18 protein-coding genes and 2 pseudogenes are annotated in these 22705 nt (G+C 42.3%); 8 read left to right on the plus strand and 12 right to left on the minus strand.

From position 1 onward, the window contains the following. Positions 1 to 105: 105 nt before the first annotated feature. The 7 genes from ACE4RR_RS13290 to ACE4RR_RS13320 all read left to right on the plus strand — a co-directional run bounded on the left by ACE4RR_RS13290 (position 106) and on the right by ACE4RR_RS13320 (position 8836). Positions 106 to 1737 carry a PucR family transcriptional regulator gene (locus tag ACE4RR_RS13290; protein WP_375535914.1) on the plus strand — a complete coding sequence of 544 codons (1632 nt, stop codon included), beginning with the start codon at positions 106 to 108 and terminating at the stop codon, positions 1735 to 1737. 171 nt (positions 1738 to 1908) lie between these two features. Further along, on the plus strand, positions 1909 to 3222 hold the full coding sequence (locus tag ACE4RR_RS13295; RefSeq protein WP_375535915.1) for a nucleobase:cation symporter-2 family protein: 1314 nt from the start codon (positions 1909 to 1911) through the stop codon (positions 3220 to 3222). 25 nt (positions 3223 to 3247) lie between these two features. Next, the gene (pucL, locus tag ACE4RR_RS13300) at positions 3248 to 4696 is read left to right on the plus strand and encodes a factor-independent urate hydroxylase (RefSeq protein WP_375535916.1); all 1449 of its coding nucleotides are present in this window, start codon (positions 3248 to 3250) and stop codon (positions 4694 to 4696) included. 13 nt (positions 4697 to 4709) lie between these two features. Further along, a complete protein-coding gene (gene uraH, locus ACE4RR_RS13305) occupies positions 4710 to 5063 on the plus strand; it encodes a hydroxyisourate hydrolase (protein ID WP_375535917.1) in 354 nt (117 codons plus the stop codon). A 705-nt stretch (positions 5064 to 5768) separates the two neighbouring features. Continuing rightward, on the plus strand, positions 5769 to 7034 hold the full coding sequence (locus tag ACE4RR_RS13310) for an ABC transporter substrate-binding protein (protein WP_375535918.1): 1266 nt from the start codon (positions 5769 to 5771) through the stop codon (positions 7032 to 7034). Positions 7035 to 7044: 10 nt separating this feature from the next. Beyond that, complete coding sequence (locus ACE4RR_RS13315) at positions 7045 to 7956, plus strand: carbohydrate ABC transporter permease (protein WP_375535919.1); 912 nt, start codon at positions 7045 to 7047, stop codon at positions 7954 to 7956. A gap of 1 nt (position 7957) precedes the next feature. Then, positions 7958 to 8836, plus strand: a complete 879-nt coding sequence (locus ACE4RR_RS13320; protein WP_375535920.1) for a carbohydrate ABC transporter permease — start codon at positions 7958 to 7960, stop codon at positions 8834 to 8836. A gap of 84 nt (positions 8837 to 8920) precedes the next feature. Here ACE4RR_RS13320 and ACE4RR_RS13325 read toward each other — a convergent pair whose 3' ends face one another. From ACE4RR_RS13325 to allB, 8 genes are all read right to left on the minus strand, one after another. Continuing rightward, entirely contained in the window at positions 8921 to 9433 is a 513-nt protein-coding gene (locus tag ACE4RR_RS13325) for a (2Fe-2S)-binding protein (protein ID WP_375535921.1), read from the minus strand. Continuing rightward, on the minus strand, positions 9406 to 11664 hold the full coding sequence (gene pucD / locus ACE4RR_RS13330) for a xanthine dehydrogenase subunit D (RefSeq protein WP_375535922.1): 2259 nt from the start codon (positions 11662 to 11664) through the stop codon (positions 9406 to 9408). Before pucD ends, ACE4RR_RS13325 begins: the two co-directional genes overlap by 28 nt. Next, positions 11661 to 12554: an FAD binding domain-containing protein gene (locus tag ACE4RR_RS13335; protein WP_375535923.1), complete on the minus strand. Its 894-nt coding sequence runs from the start codon at positions 12552 to 12554 to the stop codon at positions 11661 to 11663. Before ACE4RR_RS13335 ends, pucD begins: the two co-directional genes overlap by 4 nt. Further along, the gene (locus ACE4RR_RS13340; RefSeq protein WP_375535924.1) at positions 12530 to 13153 is read right to left on the minus strand and encodes a nucleotidyltransferase family protein; all 624 of its coding nucleotides are present in this window, start codon (positions 13151 to 13153) and stop codon (positions 12530 to 12532) included. The genes ACE4RR_RS13335 and ACE4RR_RS13340 overlap by 25 nt, the downstream gene beginning before the upstream one ends. Then, complete coding sequence (locus tag ACE4RR_RS13345) at positions 13150 to 14205, minus strand: XdhC family protein (RefSeq protein ID WP_375535925.1); 1056 nt, start codon at positions 14203 to 14205, stop codon at positions 13150 to 13152. Before ACE4RR_RS13345 ends, ACE4RR_RS13340 begins: the two co-directional genes overlap by 4 nt. 26 nt (positions 14206 to 14231) lie before the next feature. Next, positions 14232 to 15575 (minus strand): 5'-deoxyadenosine deaminase, encoded by a 1344-nt coding sequence (locus ACE4RR_RS13350; RefSeq protein WP_375535926.1) that lies wholly within the window; start codon positions 15573 to 15575, stop codon positions 14232 to 14234. A 262-nt stretch (positions 15576 to 15837) separates the two neighbouring features. Beyond that, a complete protein-coding gene (locus tag ACE4RR_RS13355; RefSeq protein WP_375535927.1) occupies positions 15838 to 16188 on the minus strand; it encodes a Na-translocating system protein MpsC family protein in 351 nt (116 codons plus the stop codon). A gap of 63 nt (positions 16189 to 16251) precedes the next feature. Beyond that, positions 16252 to 17589 carry an allantoinase AllB gene (gene allB / locus ACE4RR_RS13360; protein ID WP_375535928.1) on the minus strand — a complete coding sequence of 446 codons (1338 nt, stop codon included), beginning with the start codon at positions 17587 to 17589 and terminating at the stop codon, positions 16252 to 16254. 262 nt (positions 17590 to 17851) lie between these two features. Between allB and ACE4RR_RS13365 the strand changes: the two are divergent. Beyond that, a pseudogene (locus ACE4RR_RS13365) lies at positions 17852 to 19237 on the plus strand (NCS1 family transporter). A gap of 267 nt (positions 19238 to 19504) precedes the next feature. Here the strand turns inward: ACE4RR_RS13365 and ACE4RR_RS13370 are convergent. The 4 genes and pseudogenes from ACE4RR_RS13370 to ACE4RR_RS13385 form a co-directional block, all read right to left on the minus strand. Then, positions 19505 to 19613 (minus strand): annotated as a pseudogene (locus ACE4RR_RS13370) (glycoside hydrolase family 38 C-terminal domain-containing protein); the annotation flags it as partial. Positions 19614 to 19635: 22 nt separating this feature from the next. Continuing rightward, positions 19636 to 20478 carry a carbohydrate ABC transporter permease gene (locus ACE4RR_RS13375; RefSeq protein WP_375535929.1) on the minus strand — a complete coding sequence of 281 codons (843 nt, stop codon included), beginning with the start codon at positions 20476 to 20478 and terminating at the stop codon, positions 19636 to 19638. Then, positions 20479 to 21402, minus strand: a complete 924-nt coding sequence (locus ACE4RR_RS13380) for a carbohydrate ABC transporter permease (RefSeq protein WP_375535930.1) — start codon at positions 21400 to 21402, stop codon at positions 20479 to 20481. Between the two features lie 15 nt (positions 21403 to 21417). Beyond that, positions 21418 to 22686: an extracellular solute-binding protein gene (locus ACE4RR_RS13385; protein WP_375535931.1), complete on the minus strand. Its 1269-nt coding sequence runs from the start codon at positions 22684 to 22686 to the stop codon at positions 21418 to 21420. Between the last annotated feature and the right edge of the window lie 19 nt (positions 22687 to 22705).

Genomic DNA, 22705 nt, shown 5'->3' on the forward strand with positions numbered 1-22705 from the left:
TCATTGATACGATAAGGCTACCGTTTGTAAAAGATGACTAGTTTTTCGTTGATTATTGTTTAGTTTGTCTAATGAATGATGATTAGAAAAAGGAGGAGCACGGCTGTGAATATCGCGGATGTATTACTGTTACCAGGCCTCGAAGAAGCGAAAATTGTCGCAGGTGCTGACGGTAAGGATACTAAAGTTAGAAATGTAAATATGATGGATGCCCCTGACATCAGCAGCTATTTACAGGCAAATGACTTGCTTGTAACGACCGCGTACCATTTTAAAGACGACACCTTTCTGCTTCTGGATCTGATTCAGCACATGTCCAGAGAGGGGTGCGCAGGTCTTGGAATTAAAACGAAACGATTTTTAAATGAGATTCCCCAGGACGCCTTACAATTGGCAGAAATGCTTAATTTTCCAATCATTGATCTCCCCTCTAAAACGAGTCTCAGCTCGATTGTGAATCAAATCCTTAGTTCAATCTTGAATATGCGTACCAATGAACTGCAGCAGGCCATCAACTCTCATCAAAAGTTCACTGAACATATTATGAGTGGTAAAGGCTTAAAAACTCTCTTAATCCAGATCTCTGAGATAGCCGGCCACCATGTACTTTTACTCGATCCACATACTAAATTACTGCACTCTTCCCATGATTACACATCCATTCAGCAAGAAATTGAAGAGTTGAACACTAAAGGCTTTCAGCTGTTTTTACCGAGAACTACTTTCACGTCCTTTAGTATTTTTACAAAGCAGCAAGTCCAGACGGTGGCCGTTTTCCCTATTTACACTCATCAAAAAAATCGGGGCATACTCGTTGTGCTTGGTGAACTCGATTACACGGACAGCGGAGCTGTTTTATCGATTGAACAGGCAACAAATGTTATTGCATTTGAACTGATGAAGGAAAACGCATTAAAACAGCAGGCACAGCGAGCGAAGAACGAATTTTTTATTAACTATCTCGATGGCGCTTTTTCCTCCAACGAAGAAATTACAAACCGTGCGAAGGAATTCGGTATTATCCATGATCATAAATACACGTGTATTGTTGGAAAGCTTGACCGGGATACCTCTTCGCTCAGCTTTGCGACCCATCAGCGGGAAACCGATGATGTATTTGAGTTTGTTGAAGGTGAGCTCTCCGATTTTCCTTTTTCCCCACATTTTTTTACGAAGGGAGACAGTGTTGTTATTGTTGCCGTAATGAATGACAGCTCTCCACAGGCTTACTCCGATATACAAGCTGCTATGCTAAACATTCAGCAGAGAGTTGGGACGTATTTTCAACGACATGTGTCATTTGGCGTCAGCAGTACGGCTCCGCAATTTACCGAGGTAAAGCATGCTGTTACTGAGGCTGAAGACACACTGCAGACAGGTTATCTATCAGGAAAAAAATCCTTTATTCAGACGTACCAGACAAAGGATATTGCGGAGCTTCTCCGGATTATCCCTGCTGATGAGTTAAAGAAATTTTATTCCTATACTCTACAGAAATTAGCTCAACCGGCACACCAGGATGACCACCTGTTACACACATTATTCGTCTATCTCGAAACCCACTGCCAGATTTCAGAAACTGCCAAACGGTTATATATTCATCGCAACACAGTTATTTACCGATTAGAAAAATGTGAAGAACTCCTTCAGGGAGCAAGTCTGAAAGATCCCGACACAACCCTGCGCCTTCGCCTTGCTTTTCGCATCCAGCACACCCTCCCTGAAAAAATTATTTAATGATTGATAATTTAACATGAAATAAAATTATTACTGTTTTTTGTATAATTCATCCATTTTTGAGTGATTTTACAGCGAAAGTAGCCAATGACAATACTTCCCTCTCTAAGCTATTGTGTGAACTAACATTACATTTATTTGTAAATTTTTATCACTAGAGGGGAGATTCTCATGAGTCAGCATATCGGTGGGGGAAAGTTATTTTCATTAGGACTTCAGCATGTCTTAGCAATGTATGCGGGGGCAATTCTCGTTCCGCTGCTCGTCGGGCGCGCTTTAAATTTAACCCCGACGCAATTGTCATACCTGGTAGCAATAGATTTACTAACGTGCGGGGTTGCGACCATTATTCAAGCGTGGAAAACAAAATATCTCGGCATTGGGCTGCCAGTTATGCTCGGTAGTTCATTTGTAGCCGTCACGCCTATGATCGGTATCGGAAGCCAGTACGGCATTCAAGCGATCTACGGAGCCATCATCTCAGCCGGGGTTTTTATTATCGTATTTGCGACGGCCTTTGGAAAAATTGTAAAGTTATTTCCACCCGTGGTCACTGGTACTGTCGTGGCAATAATCGGCCTTTCACTTATCCCGACCGGTGTTACAAATATGGCAGGTGGCAGCGGCAGCAGCAACTTTGGCTCTATGGAAAATCTCTTACTCTCCTTTGGAGTATTATTTCTCATTTTACTTCTGAATCGTTTTTTCCGTGGGTTTACCCGTGCCTTATCTGTTCTAATTGGAATTATCGGCGGAACGGCAGCAGCCTTTGTTATGGGGAGAGTGGATCTATCTGAGGCAGGAGAAGCTTCCTGGATTTTAACTCCACAGATTTTTTATTTTGGAGTTCCAACGTTTGAACTCGCTCCGATCATAACAATGATTATTGTCGGCATGGTCATTGTCGTTGAATCTACCGGTGTGTTTTTTGCCTTAGGAAAAGTTTGTAACCAGAAAATTCATGAAAAAGACTTGAGCCGCGGCTACAGAGCAGAAGGGCTCGCAATTCTACTCGGTGGTTTTTTTAACGCTTTTCCTTACAATACCTTTGCACAGAATGTTGGCCTTGTAGAGCTTTCCGGAGTGAAAACGCGCAATGTCATTATAACGGCAGGAGGTATTCTCATCTTTCTCGGTTTTATCCCGAAGATTGCAGCCCTTGCCACAGCCATCCCCACTCCTGTACTCGGTGGTGCAACAGTCGTCATGTTCGACATGGTCGTTGCTTCCGGTATCAGAATGCTCGGTGCGGTGGATTTGAATAATCATTACAACCTGCTTACGGTAGCCTGCTCAATATCCTTGAGTGTAGGTGCCACCTTCGTTCCGGAATTGTTCTCGAGTCTTCCGGAAGGAATCAGAATCATCGTAAGCGACGGAGTAATCACAGGCAGTCTGGCAGCAATTTCACTAAATTTATTTTTTACATTCCGGTCCCGCCAGCCTGCTTTTTCTATTCAGCAAAGCAAGGCAAAGGAAGCCTGACTACAGAGAAAGGAGCGAAATGAAAATGACGACGTTGTCCAGATTAAACGAATTGAACAATATCGAATTTACGAAAGAGCTTGGTGATATATTTGAACACTCTCCATGGGTTGCAGAAAAAACTTTTGCCTTTCGCCCTTTTTATTCAGTAGAGGCTCTGCTTAGAGTAATGACAGATGTCGTCGAAACAAGCAGTCATGAAGAGAAGCTTCGTCTTCTCCGTTCCCATCCTCAGCTCGGGTCAAATAAAAAAATGAGTCCGGTCTCGGTAAACGAGCAGCAGTCAGCCGGACTGCAAGAACTGACAGAGAATGAATTTCAACAGTTTCTGTCACTGAATGACAGCTATTATGATAAGTTCGGTTTCCCGTTTATTCTTGCTGTGAAAGGCAGGTCAAAAAAAGAAATTTATAGCAATTTAAAGGACAGAACTGTCAATTCCTTCGACTATGAATTCAAACAGGCACTGTCGGAGGTTTATAAAATTGCCAGTATCCGGCTTGAAGATAAAATGGAAAAGGAGCTGCAGCAAATGCCAGAAGAACAACATCCACGCATCATGTCTTACGGAAAAGGTGATGTGTTCGCTTATCGTACATTTATGCCGCCGCTCACCGGGGTGAAAAAAATACCTGAATCTGACTTCGATGGCAGAAGCAATACTATTTTCGGTGTAAGCGTCTCGATGGAAATCAGTGGCCAAGGGTTTCTTCCTTCATTCACTAAAGGAGATAACAGTTTAGTCGTTGCGACAGATTCGATGAAAAATTTTGTCCAGAAGCATTTAGGGAGCTATGAAGGGACAACAATAGAAGGGTTTTTACTTTTTACCGGCAGGGCTTTTCTCAATAAATACGAGCACGTTGATACATTAAAAATGTCTGCGGAAAACCTGCCGTTTGAAGCTGCCGCCGCTTTGAAGGATAATAGGCACGCGAAAAGTGGTCTCGTATTTAAAAAATCTCGGAATGAACAGTCCGGTGCGAGTATAGAGCTCGTCCGCAGCGGTAAAACGATCGAAATTATCAAACAAACCAGTGAAATCAGCGGGCTGCAGCTTGTTAAGGTGCAGGGAAACTCGTTTACCGGATTTATCCGTGATGAATATACCACACTGCCGGAAGACAGCAATCGTCCCTTGTTTATCTACCTGGCGATAAGCTGGGAATATGAAAATAAGGAGGATGCATCTGGGGAATATCATCAGAACTACGCAGCCGCAGAACAGATTAAGGATATCGCAGCAGTCGTGTTCGATGAAGAGGTGACACCTTCGATCCAGCATCTTATTTTCCAGATAGGAAGGCGGGTCCTAGAGAGATTTCCACAGCTGCGCCAGATCACATTTCAATCACAGAACCGAACGTGGGACACTGTAATTGAAGAAATTCCGTTAACTGAGGGAAAGGTCTACACCGAACCGCGGCTGCCATTTGGCTTCCAGCATTTTTCGGTAACCAAGGAAGATTTATAAAGGGGGGTCTATAGTGAAAGGACTCACTACTCATATTCTCGATTTGACTCACGGAAAACCTGCCGCTGATGTCACAATTCAGCTTTCACGTATTACAGACTACGGATCTGTCTTGTTAAAAGAAGTCATCACAAACAGCGACGGACGCTTAGATAATGTATTGCTTACTGGTGACGATGCAGAAGCCGGGGAGTATGAAATGCTTTTTTATATCGGAGATTATTTTTACGATCAAGGAACCATCGCCACTGATCCTCCATTTTTAGATAAAGTAGCGGTGAGATTTGGTCTTTCTGATCCGAACAGCCATTACCACGTGCCGCTGCTCGTTTCTCCATGGGGGTATCAGGTATACCGGGGGAGCTGAATGGGGATCTATTTGCCTGCTGTCAAAATATAGATGACGGCTGGCTTTTCAATGCAGTTTCATCATTCCTTCCTTTTCCCTATGACGAATAGCAGAGACCTGCAACACAGTCCCCCATTTCGTCATTTGATTACTTAACTTCACTTTTCCGCCTTATAAATCTCCGGACTCATCAGCTCAAAATAATTAAAATAAAAAAATTGGAAGAGATTGCAAAATTTTTTTATTTATGTTTTAGTTATCTTATGCATACATGTAATAGAATTTGATTAATAAATTTTTAGTTGTCCGAACATGAAAAAGAGAGGAAGTGAGTGATAACACTGAAAAGATAATTATCGAAAATGACATTGCTCCATACCTCACACCACGTCGCTCAAAGAGGATACTTTGACAGGTACGTCTCTGCCAAGCAGATCTCCCCACGAACCCACATAACTGTGAATAGCGGCAAACTCCCACAAAAATTCGCTTCAAAATGACTTTTTACCAAGTTTTATTATCTAACTAGATGGTTTATGTATGCAAAGAGTTCTCATGGCAGTACAATTTTAAAAGGAATTCTCTGTTTATAATTTTAATATTTTGAATATAACTATTATTTTGATAATTAATACATACAGCAAAGGTTGTTCTGCCAAATAAGTTGTTTTTAAAAATGAAACCGCTTTCAACAATTCTTAGTAATGAATTTGGAGGTAAAAAATGAAAAAAGCTACCGCGTTTTTATTCAGTATGATTTTCACTTTATCGTTAGCGGCTTGCCAAAGTCCAGAAGAACAACAAGAAATAACAGTCTGGAGTTTTACGGATGAGGCTGAATATGTGGTGGAATCTTTTTTAGAAGAGAATCCTGAGGCAAAGATTGATTTTCAATTTATCCCTGCCAGCCAATATGAAACTAAACTGCGTTCTGCATTATCCACTGGCATTCGTGCTCCTGATGTCTTTGCTTTAGAGGCAGCCTATGTTCGCAAATTTATTGACCATCCGTCATTAGAGCCTTTAAGTGGTGCACCTTATCATGGTGATGATCTGGTTGAAGATCATTATGATTACATACAAGAAACGGAGAGAGATTTCGACGGAGAGCTACGCACTGTTGCATACCAGGGAACGACTGGTGGATTTTATTTTCGCAGAGATCTAACCGAAAAATATCTAGGAACAAGTGACCCAGTTGAAGTTGGTGATCTAATTAACTCATGGGATGATGTTTTTGAGATAGGGGAGATAGTATTTGAAGAAAGCAACGGAGAAGTTACAGTACTGCCAAATGTAAGTGCTATCTCGGAAGTTCAAAATGCCCGTGTTTCACAGCCATGGGTAGTAGATGATGAACTTGTTATTGACCAAGAAAAAAAAGAAGCTCTTAATTTAGTAGATCAAGCTCTTGAGTCAAACTCCTTGGCCATGTTAGATAGCTGGTCACCAGGATGGGTAAATTCAATGCAGGAAGGGTCCGTTATGTTTTATCCAGCTCCGTCATGGTTTTTGAATCACGTATTACAATCAAACGCACCTGAGACTAGCGGTCAATGGGGACTGGCTAGCGGTCCTGCCGCCTTTAGTGGAGGGGGAACCTTTTATTCCATTTATTCTGAGGGTGATAACAAAGATTTAGCCTGGGAATTTGTAAAATATTATGGATTTAATGAAGATTTTTTACAAGAATTAGCAAAAGATGAAGAATATTACACAAGTCACCGGGAGGCAAATGATGGGGTGGCAGAAGAGATTTCAAGCGATTTTTTGGATGGGCAAAATTACTTTGAATTTTTTAACGAAGAATCAGAAAACGTAGATTCTGTTGTACGAACATCTTTTGATGGAAATATTGAAGAAATATTCGTTGATTTATTAGGTTCTTACGCAAGAGGCAATTTTGATTCCCAAGAAGCTTTTTGGGAACGGTTTAAAAGTGATGTTGTGACTTACTATCCTGAACTGACAATAAATGAAGAAGAATAAGGAGACTACTATGTATGCAAATAGGGTTAATAAAGGAAACTATGGCTATTTCTTTGTGGCACCATTTTTTATAGTTTTTTTGTTATTTGGGTTGTACCCAATTTTATATTCTTTTTATTTGAGTCTAACAAATTGGGATGGACTAAATAATCCGGAATTTATTGGTTTAGCAAATTATTCCCGTGCATTCGTTGATCCTTTGTTTCTGAAATCCCTTTTCAATACATTTTTTATTTGGTCCGTCTCTGTTATTCCCCAGTTAACTATTAGTCTTATCCTGGCAGTCATATTAAATAATCGATTCCTTAAAGGAAAAGATTTTTTTAGAGCAGTGTATTTTTTCCCGAATATAGTGACTGCTGCATCACTAGGTCTCTTAGTCAGCTTAATGTTTGACTGGCAGACTGGGAGTGTCAATCAATTTTTAATGTCAGTGGGAGTGATCGACAGTGCCGTTGATTGGAAAAACAATCCCCTGTTTATGCAAATTCTTGTTTCATCCATCCTTTTCTTTCAATATTTCGGATATTCAATGCTGATTTATATTGCAGGTTTACAAGGCATTTCACCTGAATTCGAAGAATCCGCACGCGTAGATGGTGCATCAAAAACCCAAATATTTTTCAAAATAACAATCCCTCTATTAAAACCAATTATTATTTTTCAAGTTATTACGTCGCTGATAGGCGGTGTGCAAATTTTTGATCAACCATATATGTTAACGGAGGGGTCTGGAGCACCTGATAATGCGACTCTTACAAGTGTTATGTACTTATATCGTACTGCCTTTGAACAAGGTAGATTTGGTTATGGAGCTACGATTGCTTTTTGCTTGTTTATCATTATCGTAACCTTGTCGTCTTTGTCATATTTAATTGCAAGAGAACGCAGCCGAAGCAAAATTTCTCTAAAGGAGAATTAATATGAATACAAACGACATCAAAACTACATTAAACAGACCAGGTCAGTTGGATGAATTAAAGAAACAAAAGATTTCACACGCCATACTCTACACTATTTTAATTTTGTTAGCAGCTGTATGCTTATTTCCATTTTATTTAATGATAATGTACTCAACTCATGATAATGTCGATATAGCTTCTAGGTTTTTGGTGCTGCCAGGGGAACATTTGATTAATAATTTCACCCGTATGATTGAAAACGTTAATATTTTTAGAGGGTTTATGAATAGTCTCATTATTTCTGGTGGGTCTACTGCATTAACTTTATACTTTGGAGGGATGACAGCGTATGGTTTTTCAAAATTTAGATTTAAACTAAATAATGTACTGTTTCTATTTATGTTAGCGACAATGATGATACCTGCGCAGCTATCGTTAATTGGGAGTTATCGTTGGTTGGGAATGATTGGTTTATTGGATTCTCATGCCGCCATTATATTACCTGCCGCAGCCAACACCTTTGCTGTTTTCTTTATGAAACAATTTATTGATGGGAGCGTCCCAGATGAAGTACTTGAATCAGCCCGAATTGATGGAGCAGGAGAATTTAGAATTTTTAACCGTATCATTCTGCCAATGATAGTTCCAGCTCTTTCTACCATTGGAATTTTTACTTTTATAGGATCATGGAACAATTTTATAAGTCCCCTTGTATTATTATTCTCAGAGGAAAAATACCCGCTGCCAGTGTTAGTGGCAATGATTCAAGGATACTATAATACTGATTATGGTTTAATGTACTTAGGTGTAGCTTTATCTGTGGTTCCCATTATTATTGTTTTTTCAATTCTTTCCAAACGTATTATGGGAAGTGTTTCAATTGGCGCTGTCAAAGGTTAGTTAAAATTGTTTAAACGGTTCCAGGTAAAATGTCATGGAGGGAGCGGAGGCATTCTAGACCGCTGGAATGCCGATGACACTAAGTCACTGCCTGCATCCGGAAGCAGTGGCTTTTTTTACGGCACGAATTATTCCCGTATAGCCGGTACACCGGCATAGATTACCAGACAGTCCTTCTGCAATTTGTTCCTCTGAAGGTTCAGGATGTTCTGCAAGAAGAGCTTTTACCGCCATAACCATCCCAGGAGTACAATACCCGCACTGGAAGCCGCCCTTTTGTAAGAATGCTTCCTGAACTGGATCCACGTTCCCATTGCCAGTTCCTTCGATAGTAGTAATAGATGTTTCATTTGCCTGGTAGGCCAAAACTAGACAGGAGTTAATCAATTTTCCATTCATAAGTACCGAACACGCTCCACAACGGCCGATTCCACACGAAATTTTTGTGCCCGTTAATTCCAGGGAAGCTCGGAGGATATCAACAAGACGATCTGCCGGGGCTGCTTTCACTTCTACAGGCTGGTCATTTATCGAGAATCGAATATTATTTAAGGAAGCATTCTCCTCTGTTACAATTTCCCTGCTGTCTTTTTCCATGGATGTTCCCCCTTATTCATTACCTCACTGAGCAGTATTTCAGGATGGATCGGTAATTTCGCTGTCCAAAATCCAGCAGCATTATGAATGGCTTTCGTAATCGCTGGTGCAACTGCTACGGTGCCGATTTCTCCGACTCCTCTGGGACCATAACTGTCTCCTTTTTCCAGCTTTTCTATGGCATGAACATTTATTTCAAACGGTACATCAGAGATACCTGGTATTATATACGTATCAAGATTTTCCGTCGTATATCTGCCCTCAAGCATAAACGCATCTTCCATAAGGGTATATCCTAACGCCATGATTCCGCCGCCTTCTACCTGCCCCTTATATCCAAGATCGTTTACAACCGGTCCCGCAGAAACAGCCTGGTCTAATCGAAGCACCTTTACCATTCCGGTTAACAAATCTACTTCCACCTCGGCTCTGACGGCTGCAAAGGTATATAAAAAATGACCTCCATCTACCTCGTCCGGAGTAGTTGGAAAATCAAAGGAAGTAGTAACAGAAATCAACTCTTCAGACTGTAAGGCATACGCCAGTTCCTTCAATGAAAGCACCATTGTACTTTTTTGGTAAAATCCGCCTTTTCCCAATTTTAATTCATGCGGAGAAATCTTCATTAGTTGTCCCGCTTTTTCCGAAAGCTGTTTTAGAAAATGATGCTTCATCCGCTCGACCGCATGCCAGACCATGCTCGTTCCACGCGAGGCAGTAGTCGAACCAGATACAGGAACCTTATCAGTATCACCAATACTGATCATTAGATCCTCCGCGTCACAGCCCAGTTCAGATGTAACAATTGTTTCGATGACTGCTAATATCCCCTGGCCTGCTTCCTCAAAACCAAAGGCTGCTTCAATTTTACCGTTTTCCGTAAGAGCCAGCCTTCCTCCTGCCGGGTCAAGCCTGCCATAGCCCAGGCCGCCTCCATGCATCGCGATAGCAATGCCGCTGCCTGTTTTTTTACAAATAGAGGACGAAGCAGTGGCGTCCCCAGGTTGATAACGTTCAATTTCCTCAAGCACATGCACAGCCCCGTTCGTTGGTGCAACCTTCTGTCCGAGCGGACCCGGATCATTTTTGTGTCTCAGATTTCTTTTCCGCATTTCTACAGGGTGGATTTGAAGTTTTTCAGCAATGCGATCGATCTGTCCTTCGATAGCAAACGTTATTTGGTTACCTCCAAAGCCTCTAAATTCCCCCGCCACCCCGTTATTCGTAAAGACAGAAAGGCCCTTTACCTGGACATTTGGAATTCGATACGGACCGCAGGAGTGTTCCACGGCAAAATCAAGAATGGCTGGGCCTAAGGTGGAATAAGCTCCGGTATCAGCCACAATTCGTACATCGTGAGCTACTATTTTTCCAGCGGCGTCCGTTCCAGTTTTCATGGTGATTTTCATGGGATGCCGTTTAATTCCTGAGATTACCGACTCTTTTCTAGTTTGATGAATTTGTACCGGCCTTCCGCTTTTTATAGCTAAGAGTGCCGCATACGGCTGGACGTTCAATTCATCCTTTCCTCCAAATGAACCTCCCATAGGACTGGAAACAACCCGGATTAACTCTTCAGGTACCGCTAGAATACGAGAAAGCTGAAACTGATCTTTAAAGCCGTGCTGAGTTCCCATAAAAACTGTTATGCCACCGTCAGATTCGGGGACAATCACTCCCCCTTCTGTTTCCATATACGTATGCATCTGCCTGGGAAGCTCGTAGGTTTCTTCTATTATTACGTTACAGCGGGAAAACTCCCGCTCCGGATTGCCGCTTCTATGACCGGCACGATGAAGGATATTGCCGCCAGGGTGCAGCTTCAGAGCATCCGGCTGCATGCTTTTTTCCGGATCATCCAAAATAGGAAGAATCTTATATTCTACTTCTATTAACATAAGTGCTTCCTCTGCAATTGCAGTAGTTTCAGCTGCTACTGCTGCGATCGCGTCCCCGACATACCGCACTCTGTCATCACACAGTACCGGCTGATCAGGTATAATGATACCGTACCCATTTACTCCTGGGACATCCTGGTGGGTGACAACCGCATGCACTCCATCAAGCTGTTCAGCACGAGTCACTGACAAACTTTTAATCTCTGCGTGAGGGTAGGCACTTCTTAGAATTTTTCCATAAAGCATCCCTGGAAAACGGATATCTGTCAGGTATTTTAAATTCCCAGTAACCTTTGGTTTCCCATCCGGTCTTGTTGATTTCGTCTTTTTCATCCTTTTTCTCCTTTCCTTCTCCTACATAACTGATACAGGTGAAAAAGAATGATATTCGCTGCAGCCGTCTTCCGATATTCGCCTGATATCAGAATATCTGAGGAAGGATGAAACTCTTCTGTCAATGTATCAAAGAGGTTGTTGAGCAGTTCAACCGTAAGAATGCTTCCTTCGAGCAGACTTTCACTCCTGGGCAGCCTCTGCGGAAGCTGATTGGAGCTCCCAATCCCAATACGAACTTCGCTGCACCTGCGGTTCTCGTCCAAACACAGACGTCCTGCCACCGTTACTAAGGAGAGAGAAAAAGCCTGGCGCATTCCTACTTTTTTGAAAAAAGAAAAGCTGTCTTCTGTCGACTCTTTCAGAGGAAGACGTATGCTTGTTATTAAAGGGTGCTTCCACCTTCTTTTTAAAAAGCTGTCGATATTTTCCGAACGATATGTTCCATCAAAAAATTGAACCTGCGCATCCATAGCCAGTAAAGCAGGAAGAGCATCCCCCTTTTCGTATGCAATATTGCCTCCTATTGTTCCCCGGTTCCGTACAGCCGGGGCAGCTATCGACTTCAGCGCGGTAAGCAGCAGTGATGCTTTGTCCTTTAGTAAGAAATGGCTTATACAATCAGATAAGCTGACAAAAGCACCAACGGACAGGTAGTGATCCGCTGCATATATCCTTTTCATTTCTATTATTTTTTCAAGAGAGATTAATATGGAAGGAGAGAGTATACCCTGTTCCCGCTGCATTTGAATCACCGTGCCTCCTGCGATAAATGAAGAAGACTCAGGATTGAGCAGGAACAGTTTATGTGCTTCTTCCGGTGTTTCAGGCATCAGCACCTGCGGGTTCACTGTCAGAACGTTTTCTACATGGTTGCTTCTAATATCCACTGGTAATCTTCCTTCGAGTCAATATCATAGAATTCTCTCCAATTGTTATATTCTATCGTCTTTCCCTTATCCGAAATAGAATCCAACAGCTTTCCTGCGCCCTGATCTCCCTCCAGCTTTGAAACCAGCGGAAACAAAATTCGGTCCAATAAAACTGGAGGGCGTCTCAGCCCTTGATAGGAGCTTGCCGCAAACCGAAGTTGTTCATTTTGATTCATATTATCGATTAATCCATGTATAACCGTTCTCGAAATTAATGGTTGATCAGCCAGCAATACCATGGCTGCGGAGGCGCTTCTGTTTTCTGCTGCTGCGATGCCGCAGCGGAGCGAGTAAGCCTGGCCCTTCGAAGAATTACTGCACTCTACCTGAGACCAGCGTTTTTTTATATCAGGCGAGAAAAATTCGACATCAATCCATTCCAATGGATCCTCTGCGCCAGTGACAACGAAGATGTGCTTCAATCTGGAATGCAGGGCTGTAAATAATGCCTTGCTTCCAACTGTCGTATTTCCCAGGGGCATCGTGAGTTTATTTGATCCCATTCTTCGGCTTTTTCCCGCTGCCAGATAGACTCCATAAATAGCAGGTTCGCTCATGAAATCACCATATTTCTGGGAATGGTGGCTTTTGAACGCATGATGAGCTGAGAGACGATACTTACGGCAATCTCTTCCGGACCTTCTGCTCCGATCGAAAGTCCGGCCGGGGAAGTGACGTTATCAGGCACAACCTCTGATTCGAGCAGTCTGGAGGTCCGGGATCGGGAACCAAGCACTGCAAGATAACGAAGCTCTTGATCAACCAGAACAGATAACAACTCCTTATCCATTTCAAAATGGTGCGTGAGAAGCAGCACATAATCCTGTGAAGTAAACGTAAGTTCGGAAAGTACCTCGTCAGGAAAGCCAACAATACATTCGTCTGCCCATGGAAAGCGAATTTTAGTGCAAAATGCAGGGCGCCAGTCACTGACCAAAACTGAAAAACCGACTTCGGCCGCCAGCTTGACAACTGGCACAGCATCTGGATTTGCGCCGAATACATACAGCTTTGGCTTCGGTTTAAAATGCTGCAGAAAAACCGGCTGCCTGCTTAAATTCGGAAGGATCATCCCGCTTTTTCCCAACGCTGGTAACTCACCTGTAAATGCTTCCTGAATGGCTTCTTTTATATCTCGATAAATCTCTCCCTGCCAGCTTCCATAAAGTTGATTATCTTCTGTCCAATATAAAGTTCCTCCTCGTTTTCCCTGTTCAGGCAATTTTTTTACCACCGTCACTTCCTGCCCATTGTTTAGACTATTCTGCAGCTTCGTAAGGTAGGTTCTCATTTTCCCATATATCGGCTCCAGCAGGACATAAATAACACCGTTACAGCCTGCTGCTTCTCCCCAGGATAGCTCATTAAAACCTCTCATGTCGTATTCAATCGTCCGCGGGCCATTCTCCCACACTTCCTCGAGGCGTGCCGCGATGTCTTCTTCTAAACAGCCGCCGCTCAGCAGTCCGTTACGGGATCCGTCCTCTTTCACGAGCATCGTTGTTCCTTCTTTTCGGTAAGCCGAGCCATCAACATTTATAATCGTGGCCAGAATAGCCTTCTGTGGACAGAGAATGACCTCTTCAAGAATAGAATGAATATTTTCCATCTGCTCTACTCCTCCTAACCAGGCGGTTATACGTTTTCAGCCATTTTTGATGTAAGTCGCTTGATCGAAGCATTCGACTCCCGAAGTATATCCTCCTTAACCATTGTTTTTATTTTTCGGTCTTCCATTACAATTGCCCCGTTTATAATAGTGGTTTCCACATCATGTGCTGAAGCGGAATAAACAATTCTTGAAATAGGATCAACCGTTTCCGATGGAAAGCTGTGAAAGTCTTTTAAATTGAGAAGAAACAAATCTGCTTTTTTTCCAGCTTCAAGACTGCCGATTTCATTTTCAAGCCCGAGTGCTCTTGCCCCGCCAACAGTCGCCATTTTTAATACTTCCTGGGCAGGCATGGACGACGGCCCATGGTACGTTTTGGGAAGCAGAGCGGCAAGTCTCATTTCCTGAAACATATTCAGGGAATTGTTACAGGAGGCACCATCAGCACCAAGACTGATGTGAGCACCCTGTTGTGATAATTCATAAACATCCGCAATGCCGGAAGCAAGCTTTAAATTTGATCCAGGGCAGTGTGTCATCTTAACTTTTCGGTCATGTATAATTTGCTTTTCCCTCTTATTCAGCCAGATGCAGTGGGCCAGCACGAGCCTCTCGTTTGTAAGGCCGATGTGGTCAAGGTATTCTACGTTCCGCATACCGGTGCGCTTTTCTACAATCTTGACCTCTTCCTTGTTTTCAGAGGCATGGGTGTGCACGAGTACTTGGTGCTTCCTTGATAAATCACGCACCTCAGTTAAAAGCTGTTCTGTACAAGAAACGACAAAGCGGGGAGAAAATGCATATTTAATACGGTTATTATCGTAGCCGTGCCATTTCTCGAGCAGCGCCACACTCTCGTCCAGTGAATCATACGTATTTTCAAGCAGTTCGGGAGGCAGTTCATCTCCGAGATCCATCATCACCTTGCCTGAAAAAGCCCGGATTCCAGATTCAGCGATCGCTTTGAAGGCGGAATTGGTGTGATGGACAGTTTCCATATCCATAATCGTTGTTGTACCCCCCTGAATCAGCTCTCCGATGCCGAGCATCGCGGAATAATACAAGGATTCTTCATCATGAGCAGCCTCAAGCGGCCACAGCTTCTTTTTCAGCCAGTCCAGGAGCTCCATATCATCTGCCTGCCCCCTGAACAACGTCTGGCATAAGTGAATATGTGTCTGAACAAAACCTGGAAGCACTGTTTTTCCGCGGGCATTAATGATTTTTGTCTCAGGTGTAATATGAGCTGATAAATCATCGGCGATATTTACGATCCGTTCTTTTTCTATGAGAATATCTCCATAAATAATGTCCATTGATTCATTCATCGTAATAATTTCAGCCTGCTGAATAAGTAACCGGTTCATTTTCGCTCTCCCCTTCCTCTGCCCCTAAAGAAAAAATACTCCTTAAGGTATTAAAAAACCGGAGAAATGCATAGCCAGCTGACTACAATCACTTCTCCGGTTTCTTACTATCTCCGTAAACAAAGATTAAGCTCCCGTTATTCTTTCAAAGAAAACAATCCGTACAAGCGGGCATGTGATCTTTTCTTATGTTCATTTATTATAATGGGTGGACTTATTTCTTGTCATCTAAACTGTAAGAAAATGTCACGCGTTAATTATTTTACTCCAAATAAATCACGGCGGCCGCTTCCTCTGTCTCCGGGTCAAAGTCTTTTAAAACAGTCTTTATCTTCACCTCCAGCTGCTGTTCTACTTCTTTCTTCAGCTTTGTTTTAAATTCTTTAATCAATGTTGTATCGACAGAGAGCGTAAGCTGGGGATATTTTTCATTGATGGCTTTCAGGGCAGGGACTCTTTGATGCTCTCCAAAGATAATTACCTTATTATCTATAATTTCTACCTTCTGCTTTCGTACACCGACCCCGTACATTTCCTGATTGATTTTATTATAAATCTGCGCCACTGCCCGGCACAATGCTTTTCTGTCTTCTGTATTTAACTTCGCAGTCAATTGAACCCCTCCCGGAAGTACTGATTTCTCCTATATACTTCTTTTACTAAACTTCACATATAGTTATTTTATCCACTGGCCCTGTGGTTTTCCCCCTGATGGTATGGCTGTGGAATAGACCTGAAATCCTCGTAAGAATGCGGCTTCCACCCGGCAGGGAAATGTATGGCCCTCATATAGACTTATTTTGTGCTTCGCATGAAAATTATTTTTAGTAACCTCAAACTTTTCAAAGGAAATCACGGCAAAATCAGCATCATAGCCTGTTTTTATTTTTCCTTTTCTGCCCCCCAGGTGAAAACGCTCTGCCGGAGCAGCAGCAGTCAAGCGCGCGACCTCTGTAAAAGGAAGCTTGTATTTCAATGCAATTTCGATCATCGTCAATAACGTAAATTGCCCGCCGCTTATTCCTCCCCATGCTTTGAAAAGATTTGATGTCTCTTTCATTTCTGGAAGACATGGAGAATGGTCCGACGTCACAAAATCAATTGCTCCATCACATAAAAGTTGAATTAGCTTGTGCTGCTCTTCTTTTCTGCGAAGCGGAGGAGCACATTTGGCGACTGCCCCTTTTTGTTCGAGATCCCCTTCATTAAAAATCAGATAATGCGGACACGTTTCTAATGTTACATCCATTCCCTGTTGTTTAGCAGACTGAATCAGCAAAACAGCTGCAGCACTGCTGATATGCACGAAATGAAGAGGACAGTTCGTGAGCTTTGCGTAATAAAGAGCACGCTGAACCGCTTCTGCTTCTGCTTCAATTGGCCGGGTGGCAGAATAAGCGGAGGCGGTTGCCTGTTCGACTGATGCCTCCAAATACTCAACGATCGAAGCGCTTTCCGAATGAAGCGCAAGAAGCTTGCCAGTTTGCGAAATTTCCCTCATGCCGCGCAGCAGTGTTTCATCGTCAGCACGTTCAAATTCTTCATTGCCGGTCGGAGATAAAAATGCTTTAAAACCTATCACTCCTCCTTCCGCCAGTTCAGCAATATCCTGTTCATTTCCAGGCACCAATCCTCCCCAGAGACCGAAGTCAACAACAGATTTTTCTTTGCCAATCCCCGCTTTTTCTTCCAATGCATCAATCGAGGTTGTGGAAGGGATACCATTTAATGGCATATCAAAATAAGTAGTGCACCCTCCTGCCGCCATCATATTGGAACCTGATTCAAAGCCTTCCCAATGGGCGCGGCCGGGCTCACTGAAATGAACATGAGTATCGATTGCTCCGGGAAAAATATAGCTCCCGGCCGCATCCCAGACTTTTTCTGCCTTGTCATCCTTGATCTCTGGTGCTGCAGCTGCAATTTTTCCATCTTTTACGGCAATGGAGAGCTGTGCCACTTCGTCTTCCAGCACTGCGAGACCGTTCTTTATCACTAGATCGTATTGTTTCACGACCGTTCCCTCCTTTTTCTTCATTGTACGAAGCTGAAGCTTTGAAATCATCGTTAAAAATGTTAGATTGACTTATTATTATTAGAGAAATTGACTAAACACGTTAATTAATCTAACATAAATGGATTTCTTCCTATTTAAAGTAACTAATCTAAAAGAGAAATTCGTTTAAATTGGCTAATGTATCTAAACAGACCATCCTCTATGATGTATTTTAACATTACAAATTGATGTAATCTTATTTAACATTTAGGAGGAGCTTATGCAGCATCATGAATTAGAACCTATTCTTTCAGAAAAGGACAGAATTCTTGGACCGAAGGCTTATGTTGCGATGTGGTGGGGAGATACAATTATGGTGGGTACGTTCATGCTTGGCTCAAGCTTGATTCCCCCATTCGGTGATCTTAATCTTTATCAGGCAGTTGCGGCTCTGCTGCTGGCCAATGTATTAGCAGCACTGTTATTTTCGCTTAATGGAAGAGTCGGCTGGAAGCACGGCATCCCTATGGTCGTTCAGCTCCGCTCATCGTTTGGACCGGCAGGAGCAAAGGTTCCAGCACTTTTCCGAAGTATTCCGGCACTATTCTGGTATGGGATACAAACGTGGCTTGGGGCAGAAGCTCTTAACCAAATTGCGTTCAGCATCACTGGTTTTGACAATGTCTGGGTATGGTTTTTCAGTTTTCAAGCTGTACAGATTTTGCTTTCCGTAAAAGGGATTAAATCCATAAAATGGGTAGAAATAATAGGCTCCGTGATTATCATGCTCGGTGTGATTTATTTAATTTTCCTATTCCTGACGACGTTTGGATTCGAGGTACAGAACTCAGCTGATGTGGAAGGCTCGTGGGGTATTCCATTGTGGATGGCGATGGGGGTTCTGATCGGATAATTTGCCGCATTGTTGTTAAACGTATCAGACTATACAAGGTATTTTCCAAGAAAATCGAAAACAAGCACCTACGTCGGGGCTCATATTATCGGACTGGTGCCGCCAAGTATTATGCTTCCGTTCATCGGCATGCTCGGGGCTGCAGCAGTAGGCATCTGGAATCCTGTTGATGTTATTTCTGAATACATTCCTTCTGTCGCAGCAAGCATCATCGTTTTATTCTTTATCGCTCTGGCCCAGGTAACGACAAATCTCGTTGCAAATATTATGCCCCCTGCTCTCGTAGCCATGGAATTTTTCAAAATTTCCTGGGCAAAATCCTGTGTAATTATTGGTATACTCGCCGTGTTTACGAGTCCGTGGTGGCTGATGTCAGATGCGTACTTCACTATGTTTATTGCGGTAGTTTCTGCTTTCCTTGGACCAATACTCGGTGTAATGGTCTCTGATTATTATTTAGTTCATAAAGGAAACTATAATGTACAGCGTTTATATGACAAAAAAAGTTTGTTTCAAGCATTTAAAGGGTGGAATCCCGCCGCTTTGATTGCTATTGCAGCAGGTACAGGTATGTCCTTCATTAACGTCGACGCTTCCTGGTTTCTTGGCGGCCTGCCGGCATTAATTATCTATTATGTGCTGATGAAATACTGGATGATCAAACATGAAAGTTATATACGCGAAGGCATGGATCAGTCATTTAAGGAGAAAGAGGAAGACGCGCAGCCAAAAGAGGCCTCTGGATATTTGTAATTACAAAATTGCTGTGTGACGAGTTCGGCAGCGGACATGAAGTACGCTTTTTGCCTGAAAGGCGGGGAATCAGGCCAACTTTTCGACAGACAACGGAACCAATGTCCGGAGAACTGGCTGAGGAAGTGCCGGAAGTCTTTTGATCCTAGAGAAGAAACAAAAAGCAGGGGCTACCTCTCCCCCTGCTTTTATGTTATTTTTTCATATTTACCTTAAAGGTTTTAACTTCATACGGTGTTACCTCAGCAGTAATCACCCAGCTCTTGAATCATGGCCGTATTTAAAATCATTTAACAAGCTGACTTCATAATTTTTTTCTGAGAGGTCAGCCCATTGGTGAGCTACAGATCCGAGCATAATCCCAGCTCGTGTTCCAGATAAAGAGCCAGCAGTAATCCTTACCCTTTCACTGCTCCGCTCGTTAAAGCTCCAATAATATATCTTTGCAAGAATACAAACAGTACAATAACAGGAAGTATCGATAGAACGCTGCCTGCTGCGAGGTAATGAGTAGTGACACTTGTTTGAGTAGATTGCAGGTTGACTACTCCAACGGATACTGGATATAAACTCGAGTCATCCAGTAAAATAAATGGAACCACAAACTGAGACCAGCTCTGCACAGCGATTAATATAGTCACCGACACAATCCCTGGTAAACTTACTGGAAATATTACTTTAGTGAGCGTTTGAATTCTACTGCATCCATCAATGATAGCTGCTTCATCTAATTCCTTAGGAATCGTATCTAAATACCCTTTTAGAAACCAGGTAGAGAAAGGTAATACGACGGCTACATAAACGATTATAAGAATATAGAAGTTATTGAGAAGCCCTGCCTGAGAAAAGAATCGATATAGCGGGATGGACACGACGACTGCAGAAATCATCTGGGTCATCAGGATAATCAATAGAAATTCCTTTTTAAACTTAAAGGAAAATCTTGAAAGTGCAAAGGCTGCCGGAATTGCGATAGCAAGAGCTAATACTACAGTCGCTAAAACAATTTTTCCAGAATTCATAAGATATTGAACGACTGACGTGTTCTGCAGGACGTGGGCATAATTACTAAACGCTAATTCACTTGGAATCAACCTGGGAGGGATTTCAAAGATTTCCTGCCGATTTTTTAAGGATAAAGAAACTACCCAAAATATTGGGAACAAAAAACAAATCAGTATAAATACATAGCTAGTATAAAGACCTAACTTTGTTAACGTTTGTCTTGTTTTTGCTGACATTTAGTTTGTCCCCTCCCTGCCTAATACTTTTAAATAAATGACAGTCATTATAATATTAATCAGTAATAGTACTACTGCCGTAGCCGCACCAACACCCATGTTAAATTGGTTAAATATAGATGTGTAAATGCTTAACGAAATAACTTCTGTGCTTCTGCCCGGTCCGCCTCCTGTTAGAGCCATAACCATATCGAAAGTGTTAAATGTATCAATAGAAATAATAATCAAATTTACGAGCAGTATGGGAGACAAAATAGGAAGAATCACCCGAAATAACCGTTGGAAGGCATTGGCTCCATCTATTCTGGCAGCCTCAATAATATTGGCTGGGAGCGTCTGCAGCCCAGCATAAATCAGGATCATACTGAAAGCAGTACCTCTCCATATATTTGCTATCGTAACAGACAATAATGATAATAAAGGGTCCGATAAAAAAGGCTGAGAACCGATTCCTACTAAACCCAGTAAATAATTAAAAATACCGGAATCCGTTTCGTTATACATGATATTCCAGATGATCCCTATAATCACTCCCGGTATTGCCCATGCGACCAAAACAGCAGTTCTAACAATAACTGTTCCTCTTATGTTAAGCTTTTCCCCTTGTACAATTAAAAGGGCAATGATAAACCCGAAAATCAATTGAAAGGCAACGCTGAAAAACACAAAGAAACCAGTGGTAGACAGCATTTGGTAAAATCCAGGAAGTGTAAACAGTCTAATATAGGAACCTAACGTATAACTAAAATCCGTGTCAATTAAATTAGAATCTGTAAAACTCAAACGAACAATTTGAAAAATAGGATAAACAAATACAAATGCCAGAACGATAACTAAAGGAAGTAACCAGGGAAGTGGCGAATTTCGCCAATTCCCTTTATTGCTGCCTGGTTTAACTACTGAAAATCCTTTATCTGTATTCATAAACTATTACCTGCCTTAGTTAGGATTTACAACTTCCCACGCATCATCCAATGCTTCTTCAGGTGTTTTGTTTCCTGCTATAACATCGGAAAGAGCCGTTTGCATTTCTACTGTAATATCTCTATAACTTGGATCTGCCGGCCTGACATTTGCCTCAGTCTCTAAAGATTCTCTGAATTCATCCGTAAATTCAGTTCCCTGGTAATCTTCTGAATCATATATAGAGGAAAGTGCAGGCAGCTGATCTAAAGCATCCATTGCTTCTCCATTAATAAACGTATCGGTAATTAAATCAAACGCAGCTTCTTGTTTTTCAGGATCCTCGGTAAAGATCCCCCACGTCCATCCGCCTGAGCTGGTAGCCGGCTCTCCTCCTTCAATTTGTGGCAGCGGAGCTATCTCCCAATTTTCAAAATCTTCACCTAACGTTTCTTCAAGAAAGGATTCCTGAAAGCTCCCGCCTAAAAACATCGCTGTATTTCCCCCGGCAATTTCTTCGTTCAGGTCTCCTTCAGCTCCATAGCTGCTCATTCGTTGTGGCAGGGCGCCGGCTTCTACTGCTCCGTGTATTGTTTCGAGTACATTTAACATCTTTTCTCTATTCTCGCCCTCTCCAAAAGTAGGATTGCCTTCTTCATCAACGAGCTCTCCACCCTGTCCCCAGAACAGAGGCCACAACGTGGTTACAGAAGCACCTTCTCCTCTACCACCAGGTAAAACAATCCCTTCGTACCCTTCCTCTTGAATTTGATTTGCCGTTTCTATCAATTCATCCCAAGTGGCAGGGGGTTCTTCAATTACTTCACTATCGTAATACAACACTCTAGTATCTGTTCCCATATATAATCCATAAATTTCTCCATCTTCCCCTGTTATTACATCCTGTGCAAATGGAAAAAAGTCATCTGCTTCTATCCCTTTTTCTTCCATAAGATCATTCAATGGCTGAAGATATTCTTTATATCTATCAAGTAAATACCCATCAATAGCTGCCACATCAGGTGCTCTTCCGCTATTTGCCTGTTCTAGAATTCTAGCCATAGCTTCATCGATATTGCTGCTTTGGATGTCAGTTACTAGATTAACGTTTGGGTATTCCTCTTCAAACTCGCTGATTTTCCCTGAAATATGCTCACTTGCTGAAGCAGTCGGCGCTTCCGGGGAGTACCCTGCAGTGGTTGACCAGGTAAGTTCTATTTCATCTTCGCCATTCCCGCTCTCTTGACAGCCTCCTAAAATAAACAACAAAATAATAGCACTCAATATCCATTTATAATTTTTCATAATTTCAGCTCCTTGTAAG

Source organism: Alteribacillus sp. HJP-4 (assembly GCF_042139015.1).
In the GTDB taxonomy this organism is placed as follows: domain Bacteria; phylum Bacillota; class Bacilli; order Bacillales; family Marinococcaceae; genus JBHIKY01.

Excerpts from the sequence above, each read along its gene's own strand:
- ACE4RR_RS13380 (WP_375535930.1), bottom strand. The coding sequence starts at position 21,402 with ATGAATACAGATAAAGGATTTTCAGTAGTTAAACCAGGCAGCAATAAA.
- ACE4RR_RS13310 (WP_375535918.1), top strand. The coding sequence starts at position 5,769 with ATGAAAAAAGCTACCGCGTTTTTATTCAGTATGATTTTCACTTTATCG.
- ACE4RR_RS13320 (WP_375535920.1), top strand. The coding sequence starts at position 7,958 with ATGAATACAAACGACATCAAAACTACATTAAACAGACCAGGTCAGTTG.
- ACE4RR_RS13345 (WP_375535925.1), bottom strand. The coding sequence starts at position 14,205 with ATGGAAAATATTCATTCTATTCTTGAAGAGGTCATTCTCTGTCCACAG.
- ACE4RR_RS13315 (WP_375535919.1), top strand. The coding sequence starts at position 7,045 with ATGTATGCAAATAGGGTTAATAAAGGAAACTATGGCTATTTCTTTGTG.
- pucL (WP_375535916.1), top strand. The coding sequence starts at position 3,248 with ATGACGACGTTGTCCAGATTAAACGAATTGAACAATATCGAATTTACG.
- ACE4RR_RS13375 (WP_375535929.1), bottom strand. The coding sequence starts at position 20,478 with ATGTCAGCAAAAACAAGACAAACGTTAACAAAGTTAGGTCTTTATACT.
- ACE4RR_RS13325 (WP_375535921.1), bottom strand. The coding sequence starts at position 9,433 with ATGGAAAAAGACAGCAGGGAAATTGTAACAGAGGAGAATGCTTCCTTA.
- ACE4RR_RS13385 (WP_375535931.1), bottom strand. The coding sequence starts at position 22,686 with ATGAAAAATTATAAATGGATATTGAGTGCTATTATTTTGTTGTTTATT.
- ACE4RR_RS13350 (WP_375535926.1), bottom strand. The coding sequence starts at position 15,575 with ATGAACCGGTTACTTATTCAGCAGGCTGAAATTATTACGATGAATGAA.
- pucD (WP_375535922.1), bottom strand. The coding sequence starts at position 11,664 with ATGAAAAAGACGAAATCAACAAGACCGGATGGGAAACCAAAGGTTACT.
- ACE4RR_RS13340 (WP_375535924.1), bottom strand. The coding sequence starts at position 13,153 with ATGAGCGAACCTGCTATTTATGGAGTCTATCTGGCAGCGGGAAAAAGC.
- ACE4RR_RS13295 (WP_375535915.1), top strand. The coding sequence starts at position 1,909 with ATGAGTCAGCATATCGGTGGGGGAAAGTTATTTTCATTAGGACTTCAG.